Origin of the sequence: Kribbella sp. NPDC051137 (genome assembly GCF_040682535.1) — a bacterium.
In the GTDB taxonomy this organism is placed as follows: Bacteria; Actinomycetota; Actinomycetes; order Propionibacteriales; family Kribbellaceae; genus Kribbella; species Kribbella karoonensis.
On sequence record NZ_JBFBBI010000007.1, the window covers coordinates 264,540 to 276,034 of the forward strand.

Consider the following 11,495-nt stretch of genomic DNA (forward strand, 5'->3'; position numbering starts at 1 on the left):
CCTTCACTCTCGCCCGCGGGGGTCGTGGGTCGCGCCCGTGAGAATCCCTGGTCGACGGTCAAAGATGTATTACCTTTCAGTATTTCGTGACCTACACTCCGGTTATGGGTGACTTCGACCGGTATGCGCGCCTGACCGCGCAGCTCGACGCGCCGTACGCCGTGATCGACCTGGCCGCGTTCCGCCGGAACGCCGACGACCTGGTCCGCCGGGCCGCCGGTACGCCGATCCGGATCGCCTCGAAGTCGGTCCGCTGCCGGCCGCTGATCGCCGCGGCCCTCGAGCGGCCCGGGTTCCACGGCGTGATGAGCTATGCGCTGCCCGAGGCGCTCTGGCTGGCCCGGAACGGCGTCGACGACGTCCTGCTCGGCTACCCGACCACGCATCGGACGGCGCTCCGCGAACTCTCCGAGGACCCTGAGGCGGCGTCCCGGATCACGCTGATGATCGACTCGCCCGAGCACCTCGGGTTCGTCCGGGCCGCCGCGACCGGCACCGCGCGGATCCGGGTCTGCCTGGACGTCGACGCCTCGCTGCGGATCTTCGGCCAGCACCTCGGTGTCCGGCGGTCCCCGCTGCGGACCGCAGCCGAGGTCGCGACCCTCGCCCGTACGGTGGCCGCCGACAGCGCGTTCGAGCTGACCGGCGTGATGTTCTACGAGGCGCAGATCGCCGGCCTGCCGGACACCTCACCGGCCGTCCGCTGGGTGAAGCGCCGCTCGGCCGCCGAGCTCGCGGACCGGCGCGGCGCGGTCGTCGACGCGGTCAAGCAGGTCGCTCCGCTGCGGATGGTGAACAGCGGCGGCACCGGCAGCCTGGAGATCAGCAGCGCCGACCCGGTCGTCACCGAGGTCACCGCCGGCTCCGGCCTCTACGGCCCGACCCTGTTCGACAAGTACGACGTCTTCCAGCCGGAGCACGCGATGGCGTACGCGCTGGACGTCGTACGCCGGCCCGCGCCGCGGATCGCCACCCTCTTCGGCGGTGGTTACGTGGCGTCCGGTCCGGCGAAGAAGTCGCGGCTGCCGCTCCCCGCCTCGCCCGCCGGGCTGAAGCTGCTCGGTACCGAGGGCGCCGGCGAGGTGCAGACCCCCGTCCAGGGCCCGGCAGCCGACCGGCTGCGGATCGGTGACCGGGTGTGGATGCGCTACGCGAAGGCAGGCGAGATGCTGGAGCGGTTCGACGTCGTGCACGCCGTCGACGGCGAGGACGTCCGCGAGCTGAAGACCTACCGGGGCGAAGGGAAGAACTTCGGATGAGCACCTGGCGGAACTGGTCCGGCACCGAGTCGGCGACCGGCATCGAGGTCCTGCGCCCCGGGTCGGTCGACGAACTCGCGGCGGCGGTGAAGACCGCGGCCGCGCAGGGCAAGAAGCTCAAGGCGATCGGCTCCGGGCACTCGTTCACGGGCTGCTCGGTGCCGGAGCAGGTGATGGTCCGGCTGGACGGCCTGTCCTCGATCCTGCATGCGGATCAGGCGTCCGGCCGGGTCACGGTCGGCGCCGGCACCGGTCTGCGGAAGCTGAATGCGGGCCTCGCCGCGTTCGACCTGGCGATGGCGAACCTCGGGGACATCGACAAGCAGACCGTCTCCGGCGCGATCTCCACCGGTACCCACGGGACCGGTGCGAAGCTGGGCGGCCTGGCCACGCAACTCGTCGGTCTCGACCTGGTTACCGCGGACGGCTCGGTGCTGCACTGCTCGGCCGAGGTACACCCGGACGTGTTCGCCGCGGCCCGGATCTCGGTCGGCGCGCTCGGTGTGATCAGCTCGCTGACCCTGCAGTGCGTGCCCGCGTTCCTGCTGCGGGCGCAGGAGATGCCGCTGCCGCTGGCCGACGTACTCGACGGGTTCGACGAATTTGCCGATGGCAACGACCACTTCGAGTTCTACTGGTTCCCGCACACCGAGATCGCGCTCACCAAGCGGAACAACCGGGTCGGCGCGGGCGTCGCCGCGGCGCCGGTCGGCCGGGTCCGCGGCTGGGTCGACGACGAGCTGCTGTCCAACAAGGTGTTCGAGCTGACCAACCGGCTCGCGGTCCGGCGGCCCGGGACGGTGCCGCGGATCAACCGGCTCGCGTCCCGCGCGCTCTCCGCCCGGGAGTACGTCGACGCGTCGTACAAGGTGTTCTGTTCGGAGCGGAACGTGGTGTTCCGCGAGTCGGAGTACGCCGTACCGCGGGAGAACGTGGTCGAGGTGCTGCGCCGGCTGCGGGACTGGATCGACACGTCCGGTGCGCGGATCCCGTTCCCGATCGAGGTCCGGGTGGCGGCGGCGGACGACATCTGGCTGTCCACCGCGTCCGGCCGGGCGACGGCGTACATCGCCATCCACCAGTACCACCGGCTGCCGCACGACCCGTACTTCCGGGCCTTCGAGCGCATCGTCGCCGACTACGGCGGCCGCCCGCACTGGGGCAAGCTGCACACGCTCACCGCGACCGACCTGCGCGCCCGCTACCCGCGCTTCGACGATTTCCTCGCCGTCCGCGACCGCCTTGACCCCCACCGCGTCTTCGCGAACGCCTACACCCGCCAGGTCTTCGGGGACTAGCCTGCGGGCATGGAGCTTGAACCGGTTGTCGAGGATTGGCACAAGGCGCTCGCGGTCGTGGCGCACCCGGACGACCTGGAGTTCGGTACGGCGGCCGCGGTCGCGCGGTGGACCGGGCAGGGCAAGCAGGTCGTGTACTGCCTGCTGACCTCCGGGGAGGCCGGCATCGACGGCGTCGACCCGGCCGAGTGCGGACCGCTGCGGGAGGCCGAGCAGATCGAGTCGTCCCGGATCGTCGGGGTGTCCGCGGTCGAGTTCCTCGGCCAACCGGACGGCACGATCGAGTACGGCGTGGCCCTGCGCCGCGTGATCACCGCGGCGATCCGCCGGCACCAGCCCGAGATCGTGATCACCAACAACTTCCGCAGCACGTGGGACGGCGACGTACTGCTGAACCAGGCCGACCACATCAACACCGGTCACGCCACCCTCGACGCGGTCCGGGACGCCGCGAACCGGTGGATCTTCCCGGACGCCGGCGACAAGTGGGACGGCGTACGGCAGGTCTGGGCGGCCGGCTCACCGAACGGCAGGCACGGCGTGGACACCACCGCCACGTTCGAGATCGGCGTGCGGTCGCTGAAGGCGCACAAGGCCTACATCGACGGGCTGAACTGGCCCGACTTCGACCCGGAGGAGTTCCTCGAAGGGACGTCGCGACCGGCCGGCACGCTGCTCGGCACGAAGTACGCGGCGCGGTTCGAGGTCTTCACTCCTTGAGGTACTCCTGCAGGTGCGGCGGCGTCGGCTTCGGCCGGCGCGGCTCGCGGTCGCCGGCGGAGCCGGGGCCGGGCGGGTTGTTCGGTCCGGCCCAGGAGCGGATCAGCGCCCGGCCGCCCTTGCGGGTCATCCGGTGCAGGTCGATCCGCTGGATGTCGCCGGCCGGGATGCCCAGCTGGGCGAGGCTCCGGTTCGCCATCGCGCAGGCCGCGTCGTGCTTGAGCGGCGACATCTTCCGCTGCAGCACGATCGCGATCGAGCCGTCCGGCAGGTCCTCGATCCGCTGGAACCTCATCCCCTTGTCCAGCGACCAGGAGTGCAGCGCCAGGTCGATGTAGTCGGCGTTGGAGAGTCGCCGATCGGGCTTCGCACGCGCCACCACTTCGTATCGGGCCATATCCCGATCATCCGTCGTCGGCCCCGGGATTTCCAGGAATCTGCGTTAGGGCGCGTCTCCCAATCCCACGCCTACTGCGGGGCACTCGGCACGGCACCTCGCCGCACGGGTGCAAAGGGAACGATGCTCCGCATCGACCCCTTCGCCCCCGCGCGCCGATGCACCGCACCGAGCACCTCCTCGCTACGGCGTGGGATTGGGAGACGCGCCCTAGCGAAGTGTGTCGACCGCCGCCGCGACCTGGGCCGGGTCCGAGATCAGGGTGAGGTGGTTCGCGTTCGGGATCAGCGTCGGCGCGGGCGCGCCGATCCGGGTCGCGGTCTCGGCCGCGTTGCCGCCGTTGGTGTCGTTCGCCCCGAACACCACCACCTTGGGGAGCTTCAGCTCCTTCAGCTTGGCCAGCCGGTCGGCCGGAACCGCGGGGATCCCGTTCGCGGTCATCTGCCAGATCGCCTGCTCCGCGCCCGGCTGCCGGAACGGCCGGGTCCACTCGTCGACGTTCATCTGGGGGCAGTTCGGCGAGCAGACGCTGTTGTAGACCTTCTTCAGCAGCCAGCCCTGGCCGAGCACCAGCCGGAACAGCGACGTCCGGTACGGCGGGATGATCAGCCAGCTCGGCGGTCCGGGCTTCCCGCCCGGCAGCGGCAGGCCGTCGCCGTCCAGGAACATGATCCCGCCGACCCGGCCCGGCGCCTCCAGCGTCGCCTCGGCCGCGACCCCGGCGCCGAGCGAGTGCCCGACCAGGATCGGCCGCGGCTCACCGGGCCCGCCGAGGTGCATCGCGTCCAGGAACCCGAGCAACTGCCCCGCGAGATGCTCGATCGTGTACGGCGCCTTGCGCTCGGAGTACCCGTACCCGGTGATGTCGTACGCGTACACGCGGTGTGTCTTCGCGAGCAGCGGGACAAGCCGCGACCAGGTGTCGACGGACTCCGCGGCGCCGTGGACGAGTACGACGGGCGTGCCCGACGTACCCCAGGTCTCGTAGCGGGTGTGGATGCCGCCGGATTCGACGTACTCGAGGCCGGGCGGCGGCGCGGCGGTCCCGTTGGTGGCGAAGTTGTAGCCGAACGACGCGACAGTGACGATCAGCCAGAGCCCGAGGAGTCCCAGGAACCCCCGCCACAGGAACCGTTTCACGGCTCCAGTGTTACAGGTTCACGATCCGTCCGGCCTCGGTGAGGACGGCGGGGGAGGCGAGCGACTGCCAGCGGGGCAGCAGCTCCTGGAGGAACGGGCGCAGCTGCGCGGCCCGCTTCGCGTCGTTGTCGAGGACGTCGAGCTCGTTGACGATCGTCAGGTCGACGAAGTCCCGCAGGTCCGCGGCGCCGAGCTCCTCCGACGTCCCGGTGAAGCGGTCGGTGACCGTGCGGTGCTCGGCGAGGTCCCGCCAGGTCGTCTCCCGGTCGCAGGCGCCGTACCGGTAGACGATCGCCTCGGCCTCGCGGCCGATCACCGATTCCAGCACCGGACGCTCGGTCTGCCAGTCGAACAGGTGCGTCGGGTAGCCGTCGGTCCCGTACGCCGCGTGCGCCAGCCCGGCCACCACCAGCGTGTCGGAGGCGCCGAGCGACCCGAGGCGCTTGGCAACCCGGTGCAGGTGCACGTAGAGCGTGCCGCCCGCATGGTCGAGCTCGTCGGCGCCGCGCACCAGCAGCAGCGAACCCAGGTCCTCGAGAGTGCTCATCTGACCCCTTCTCACCCGGAGCGGCCAAACCCGCAGGTCACCTACGGTAAGGCCTGCCCCCGCCCGCTGCCACCACTTCGGCGTGCCGTTCCGGTCACACCGTGTTCATGCCCCGTTCCGCGGTTGTTGCTGTCGGCAAGGGAGTGAGGGCGCGCCGGGTCTGTTCCAGGAGCAGGTGGAGCATCGGGTCGGCGGAGTGCTTGGGCCAGATCAGGGCCAGCACGTTCGGCTCGGCGTCGACCAGCGGGAGCCAGGTCAGCCGCGGGTGGGCGAAGTACGTGACCGTGGACGCGGGCGCGATCCAGCAGCCGTGACCGGCGGCCACCAGGTGCAGGCACTCCTCGGGTGTGCTCGCCTGCGGCCCGAAGACCGCCCGGGTGCCGTCCGGGCGCGGGTCGATGAACCAGAAGTCCACGACGGCCGCGGGCATCCCGTCCCGCGGCCCGATCACCGGTACGCCGGTCAGGTCCGCGACCCGCAACGACGTCCGGGACTCCAGGGGATGCCCGGGCGGCAGCGCGACCCAGCGGTCCTCCGGTATCAGCGGATGCACGGTGAACCGCGGGTCGTCCCCGATCGGCAGCCACAGGAACGCCGCGTCCGCCCGCCCGGACACGAGCGCGTCGAGCTCCTCGGGCAGCGTGTGCGACGCGATCGGCCGGAGCTCCAGGTCCGGTGCCTCCGCTCGCAGGGCCGCCTCGACCGCCGGCATGAAGTGCGCCGTACTCTGCGCCTTGAACGTGATCCGCAGCGGGTCCCGCCGTCCGGACGCGGCCAGCCGCGCCTCCGTCACCATGGCCTGCGCCGACGACAGCAATGCGGCGCCTTGTTTGCGGAGGACCTCGCCGGCCGCGGTCAGCTCGATCCCGGTCGGGCGGCGTTCGACCAACGGCGTACCGACCACGCGCTCCAACTGCCGGATCTGCCCGCTGACTGCCTGCTGTGTCAGGTTGAGCGTGCGGGCAGCCCGGGTCATGCTGCCCTCCGCCGCGACCGCGTCGAGCGCCTGCAACAGCCGCAAGCTCATGTCCACCGTTTCATCGTGCCACAACGATCCGTTGTGCCCTCGCCAGCAAATCTCTGTTTCCGCCGGGGCGCTGGTGCGCGGGACGATCGGTCCATGGCACAAACCGCGCTGGTCACCGGTTCGTCGAAGGGCTTGGGCCGGGCGATCCTGCTCCGGCTCGCGGCCCGGGGAACGAACGTCGTCGTGAACTACTCGCGCGACAAGTCCGCTGCCGACGAGGTGGTCGACGCCGCGAAGGCGCTCGGCGTCCGGGCGATCGCGGTCGCCGCCGACGTCTCCGAGGTCGACGGCATCCAGCGGCTGTACGACGCGACGTTCGAGGAGTTCGGCCGGCTCGACATCGTGGTCGCGAACGCCGGCATGGAGAAGGTGAACGTCCCGTTCGCGGACGTCACCGAGGAGGACTTCGACCTGCTGTTCCGGGTGAACACCAAAGGTCCGTACTTCGTGCTGCGCGAAGCCGCCCGGCGGATCGCCGACAACGGCCGGATCATCACGATCTCGTCGAACACCACGACCGTCCCGCAACTGGGGGTCGGTCTCTACGGCACCAGCAAGGTCGCGACCGGGTACCTGGCCCGCGTCCTCGCGCTGGAGCTCGGGCCGCGCGGTGTCACCGTGAACACGATCGTCCCCGGGCCGATCGACGGCGCCGGGATCTTCACCGATCCGGCGAACGACGAGTACAAGCAGTCGCTGGTCGCGATGGTGCCGATCGGGCGGCTGGGAACGACCGAGGACGTGGCCGGGATCGCCGCCTTCCTCGCGAGCGACGAGGCCGGGCTGATCACCGGCCAGCAGATCGTCGCCGACGGCGGAATGCACTGACTTGCGAGCAGAGACACGAGGAGAACAATGACTGGAACCATGCGTGCGGCCCAGGTGCAGCAGGCCGGCGGCCCGTTCGTCGTCACCGACGTACCGATCCCGGAGCCCGCCGCGGGGCAGATCCGCGTGCAGGTCCACGCCTGCGGGATCTGCGGCGGCGACGCGATCCCGCGGAACGCGCTCTTCGGTACGACGCTGCCGCGGATCCCCGGGCATGAGATCGCCGGCGTGGTGGACGCGGTCGGCACGGGCGTGACGCTCTGGGAGCCCGGGCAGCGGGTCGGCGTCGGCTGGTCCGGCGGGGTCGACTTCACCTGCGAGTACTGCCGGCGGGGCGACTTCACGAACTGCGTGCACCGGACGATCGTCGGCACGTCGTACGACGGCGGGTACGCCGAGTACCTGGTGGTACCGCAGGACGCGGTGGCGCGGATCCCGGACGGGCTCAGCTTCGAGGACGCCGCGCCGTTGATGTGCGGCGGCATCACCGCGTTCAACGCGCTCCGGCACGCGCACGCCGGGCCGGGGGAGACCGTCGCGGTGCAGGGGGTCGGCGGCGTCGGGCACCTGGCGATCCAGTTCGCCGACAAGATGGGCTTCCGGACGGTGGCGATCAACCGCGGGCGGGACAAGGAGAAGCTCGCCCGGCAGCTCGGGGCGGACGAGTACATCGACAGCACCGAGGGCGACGCCGGCGAGGCACTGAAGGCGCTCGGAGGTGCGGCCGCGATCCTCGCGACGGTGTCCCGCGCCGAGCTCCAGACCGACCTGGTGAAGGGCCTGCGCCCGAACGGTCAGCTGATCGTCCTGGAGGGTGGCGACCCGATCGAGGTCACCGGCCACACGCTCGCCGACGGCCGGCTCTCGGTCTCCGGCTGGTACTCAGGGGTGGCCCAGGACTCCGAGGACACGCTGAACTTCGCCGTCCTGAAGAACGTCCGGCCGATCATCGAGACCTACCCGCTCGAGCAGGCCGAGGAAGCCTGGCAGCACCAGCCCAAGGCGAACCTCCGGATCGTGCTCAAGACCCGGCCCGAGTAGTAGTTACCAGGACCCGCCCGCAACCACCTCACACAGTTGCGGACGGGCCCTGCCCGTGGTCATCAGGGAAGTTGACCACCACGGGAAGCATGCGTCGGGATGCCGGTGTCAGTCCAGGTCTGCCAGGGCCTTGCGAGCAGCCTCGAGCTCGGCCTCGAGGGCAGCGACCTTGGCGGCCTGCTGGGCGCGGGCCTCCTCGATCACCTCGTCGATCGGGGTCGACAGGTCCTCGTGCAGCTCCTTGGCCGCGCGCGACACCGCGGCCGCGGCGACGGCCAGGTCGCGCGCCAGGTACGTGGTGCCCTGCTTGAGCTCGGCGCGCCACTCGCCGTCCGCCGTACCGGTGACGGTCAGCGTGAGCTCGATGGTCTTGGTCTTCTTGCCGGCCGCCTTCTTCGCCGGAGCCTTCTTCGGCTTCGGCGCCTCCACGACCTCGGGGCTGTCGACAACCTCGGGAGTGTCGACGAGGTCTGACGGCGCTTCTACTGCAAAGGTGTCTACAGTCATCGTTGCGGCGATCTCCTTCTGACTGGCGCTGGACCGCTATTAGAACATATGTTCGACCGGCACGCCAACCAGCTTGACCAGGAAGCGATCGACCTGGTCTGCCAGCGGCGGCAGCGCAGCCTCCGGCTCGTTGATCCGGATCGAGACCGCGCCGTGCACCGCCGACCGCAGGTCGAGCGCCACCGCCGCCGCATTGTCCGCCGGTGCGAGTCCGGCGTCCATGCACGCCTGTACGGCGGCGATCGCGCGAACCGACAGCTCCTCCTTGAAGATCAGGTGCATCCGCCGGTTCAGGGTGCTCTCGTGCAGCACCTTGTAGAGCCCCGCATGGTCACGCGTCCAGCTGCCGAGGAACAGCAGTCGCGCGCGTAGCCGCCGTACCGGATCCTCGCCGGCGCTGTCCTCGGCCTGTGCGAGGTCGCGCAGCAGGTCGGCGGTGCTCTGCTCGAGTGCCGCGAATACCAGTTCGTCGCGGTCGGCGAAGTGGATGTAGACCGACGTGGCCGCGATCCCGACCTGGCGGGCGACCGCGCGCAACGACAGCGCCTCGTCGTCACCGAGTTCGTTCAGCATCCGCAGCGCCGCGTCGATGATCTCGCGCCGCAGCAGCTCCCCCTGCCCACGCCGGTTCCGGCTTCGCGTCGTTCCACCGTCCATGAATCCGATTGTATTGCAACGCACGTTGCCTTACGGTCGTAGCACTACAACTGTTCACTTAAGGATCGACGATGAGCGAACGCAACAAGCAGACCGTCCTCGACTTCTACGAGGTGGGCCTGAACCAGAAGGACTTCCACGCCGCCGCCGAGTTGTTCGGCGACCACTACGTGCAGCACAACCCGCGGATCGCGGACGGGATCGCGGGCTTCGAGGAGTTCCTCGGCACGCTCCGCCGGGACTTCCCGGAGCTGAAGGCCGAGGTCAAGCGGATCTTCGCGGACGGGGATCACGTGATCGCGCACGTGTCCGGCGTCCGGGTGCCCGGGCAGCCGGCGACCGCGATCGTCGACATCTTCCGGCTGGACGACGACGGCCGGATCGTCGAGCACTGGGACGTCATGCAGCCGGTCCCGGACGCCGCCGCGAATCCGAACGGGATGTTCTGATGACCGCCGTCGAGGGTGGGTTTGCGCCGTCCCGGACGCCGGCTCCGACGGTTCGGTAGCCGGCGCCGTGGGGACGACGTCGTAGCAGTTGGCTGTCTACTGGGCGCTCTCGGAGCGGTCGCCCGACCACTCGAGGTGGAAGCTGCCGTCGCGGTCGACCCGCTTGTAGGTGTGCGCGCCGAAGAGGTCGCGCAGGCCCTGGATCAGTGCGGCCGGGAGACGCTCCGCACGCAGGCCGTCGTAGTACGAGAGTGCGGCGGAGAATCCCGGAGCCGGTACGCCGACCGTGGCCGCGGTCGCGACCACCCGGCGCCACGCCTCCTGGCCGCTGACGACCGCGTCCCGGAAGTAGTCGTCGACGAGCAGCGACGGCAGCTCCGGGTTCCGGTCGTACGCCTCCTTGATGCGGTCCAGGAACCGTGCCCGGATGATGCACCCGCCGCGCCAGATCTTCGCCATCGCGCCGAGGTCGATGTCCCAGCCGTACTCCTCGCTGGCGGCCCGGATCGCGTCGAAGCCCTGCGCGTACGCGACCAGCTTCGACGAGTACAACGCGTGCCGTACGTCGTCGATGAACTGGTCCCGGTCCACGTCCGCCTTCACGTCGCCCGGCCCGGCCAGGACGCCGGCGGCCGCTTCCCGCCGTACGACGTCACCCGACAGCGACCGCGCGAAGACGGCCTCGGCCATGCCGCTCACCGGGATACCGAGGTCGAGCGAGGACTGCACCGTCCAGCGGCCGGTGCCCTTCTGCTCGGCCTGGTCGAGGACGACGTCCACGAACGGGCCGCCGGTGGTCGGATCGGTCTGGCTCAGCACCTCGGCGGTGATCTCGATCAGGAACGACTCCAGGTCGCCGGTGTTCCAGTCCCGGAACACGTCCGCGAGCTCGGCCGGGGACAGTCCGAGCACATGCCGGAGCAGGTCGTACGCCTCCGCGATCAGCTGCATGTCGGCGTACTCGATGCCGTTGTGGAGCATCTTCACGAAGTGGCCGGCGCCGTCCGGGCCGACGTGCACGCAGCACGGCTCGCCGTTCACGTGCGCGGAGATCTTGGTCAGCATCGGCTCGAGTGCGGCGTACGACTCGGGAGAGCCGCCGGGCATGATGCTCGGCCCGTTCAGCGCGCCCTCCTCGCCGCCGGAGACGCCCGAGCCGACGAAGTGCAGGCCTTTCTCGCGCAGTGCGGCCTCGCGGCGGCGGGTGTCCAGGAAGTGCGCGTTGCCGGCGTCGACGACGATGTCGCCCTCGTCGAGCAGCGGCACCAGTTCGTCGATGACCGCATCGGTCGGGGCGCCGGCCTTGACCATCACGATCACCCGGCGCGGCGGCTCCAGCGACTCGACGAAGCCCGCCAGGTCGGTGGACGGGACGAACTCGCCCTCGGAGCCGAACTCCGCCACCAGCGAGTCGGTCCGTGCCTGGGACCGGTTGTGCAGGGCGACGCGGAACCCGTTGCGCGCGAGGTTCCGGGCCAGGTTGCGGCCCATCACCGCGAGGCCGGTGACACCGATCTGGGCTTTATCAGAGCTCATCGAATCTCCTGCAAGTCTGAAGTTGTGTGCGGGGTCCAGTCTGCCTGAGGCCTTCTCATCGGGAAACATCGGTGGTAGACATCTCAGAA

Annotated in this window: 13 protein-coding genes; 6 read left to right on the plus strand and 7 right to left on the minus strand. The window is 70.3% G+C overall.

What is annotated here, in order from left to right:
- Positions 1 to 104: 104 nt before the first annotated feature.
- Genes AB0M51_RS36595 through AB0M51_RS36605 form a run of 3 tightly spaced genes read left to right on the plus strand, consistent with a single transcriptional unit; the run spans position 105 to position 3,277 of the window.
- Positions 105 to 1,259, plus strand: a complete 1,155-nt coding sequence (locus AB0M51_RS36595) for an amino acid deaminase/aldolase (protein WP_344191137.1) — start codon at positions 105 to 107, stop codon at positions 1,257 to 1,259.
- A complete protein-coding gene (locus AB0M51_RS36600) occupies positions 1,256 to 2,557 on the plus strand; it encodes a D-arabinono-1,4-lactone oxidase (RefSeq protein WP_344191135.1) in 1,302 nt (433 codons plus the stop codon). The genes AB0M51_RS36595 and AB0M51_RS36600 overlap by 4 nt, the downstream gene beginning before the upstream one ends.
- Before the next feature lie 9 nt (positions 2,558 to 2,566).
- Entirely contained in the window at positions 2,567 to 3,277 is a 711-nt protein-coding gene (locus AB0M51_RS36605; protein ID WP_344191124.1) for a PIG-L deacetylase family protein, read from the plus strand.
- Here AB0M51_RS36605 and AB0M51_RS36610 read toward each other — a convergent pair.
- The 4 genes from AB0M51_RS36610 to AB0M51_RS36625 all read right to left on the minus strand — a co-directional run bounded on the left by AB0M51_RS36610 (position 3,267) and on the right by AB0M51_RS36625 (position 6,388).
- Positions 3,267 to 3,674, minus strand: coding sequence for a hypothetical protein (locus AB0M51_RS36610; protein WP_344191122.1), 408 nt, complete (start codon positions 3,672 to 3,674; stop codon positions 3,267 to 3,269). The two genes, AB0M51_RS36605 and AB0M51_RS36610, sit on opposite strands and share 11 nt — an antisense overlap.
- 210 nt (positions 3,675 to 3,884) lie before the next feature.
- On the minus strand, positions 3,885 to 4,814 hold the full coding sequence (locus AB0M51_RS36615; protein ID WP_344191120.1) for an alpha/beta hydrolase: 930 nt from the start codon (positions 4,812 to 4,814) through the stop codon (positions 3,885 to 3,887).
- A gap of 10 nt (positions 4,815 to 4,824) precedes the next feature.
- Positions 4,825 to 5,361 carry a DUF6817 domain-containing protein gene (locus AB0M51_RS36620; protein WP_344191118.1) on the minus strand — a complete coding sequence of 179 codons (537 nt, stop codon included), beginning with the start codon at positions 5,359 to 5,361 and terminating at the stop codon, positions 4,825 to 4,827.
- 94 nt (positions 5,362 to 5,455) lie between these two features.
- A complete protein-coding gene (locus tag AB0M51_RS36625) occupies positions 5,456 to 6,388 on the minus strand; it encodes a LysR family transcriptional regulator (protein WP_344191230.1) in 933 nt (310 codons plus the stop codon).
- A 93-nt stretch (positions 6,389 to 6,481) separates the two neighbouring features.
- On the opposite strand from AB0M51_RS36625, the gene AB0M51_RS36630 reads away from it, so the two are divergent.
- Both AB0M51_RS36630 and AB0M51_RS36635 read left to right on the plus strand, forming a co-directional pair.
- On the plus strand, positions 6,482 to 7,216 hold the full coding sequence (locus AB0M51_RS36630) for an SDR family oxidoreductase (RefSeq protein WP_344191116.1): 735 nt from the start codon (positions 6,482 to 6,484) through the stop codon (positions 7,214 to 7,216).
- Positions 7,217 to 7,243: 27 nt separating this feature from the next.
- Entirely contained in the window at positions 7,244 to 8,257 is a 1,014-nt protein-coding gene (locus AB0M51_RS36635; protein WP_344191114.1) for an alcohol dehydrogenase catalytic domain-containing protein, read from the plus strand.
- 108 nt (positions 8,258 to 8,365) lie between these two features.
- On the opposite strand, the gene AB0M51_RS36640 is transcribed toward AB0M51_RS36635, so the two are convergent.
- Both AB0M51_RS36640 and AB0M51_RS36645 read right to left on the minus strand, forming a co-directional pair.
- Complete coding sequence (locus tag AB0M51_RS36640; RefSeq protein WP_344191112.1) at positions 8,366 to 8,764, minus strand: DUF6319 family protein; 399 nt, start codon at positions 8,762 to 8,764, stop codon at positions 8,366 to 8,368.
- A gap of 39 nt (positions 8,765 to 8,803) precedes the next feature.
- Positions 8,804 to 9,421, minus strand: a complete 618-nt coding sequence (locus AB0M51_RS36645) for a TetR/AcrR family transcriptional regulator (protein ID WP_344191110.1) — start codon at positions 9,419 to 9,421, stop codon at positions 8,804 to 8,806.
- 71 nt (positions 9,422 to 9,492) lie between these two features.
- On the opposite strand from AB0M51_RS36645, the gene AB0M51_RS36650 reads away from it, so the two are divergent.
- Positions 9,493 to 9,870 carry a nuclear transport factor 2 family protein gene (locus AB0M51_RS36650; protein ID WP_344191108.1) on the plus strand — a complete coding sequence of 126 codons (378 nt, stop codon included), beginning with the start codon at positions 9,493 to 9,495 and terminating at the stop codon, positions 9,868 to 9,870.
- A 96-nt stretch (positions 9,871 to 9,966) separates the two neighbouring features.
- Here AB0M51_RS36650 and gndA read toward each other — a convergent pair whose 3' ends face one another.
- On the minus strand, positions 9,967 to 11,406 hold the full coding sequence (gene gndA / locus AB0M51_RS36655; protein WP_344191106.1) for an NADP-dependent phosphogluconate dehydrogenase: 1,440 nt from the start codon (positions 11,404 to 11,406) through the stop codon (positions 9,967 to 9,969).
- Positions 11,407 to 11,495: the final 89 nt, after the last annotated feature.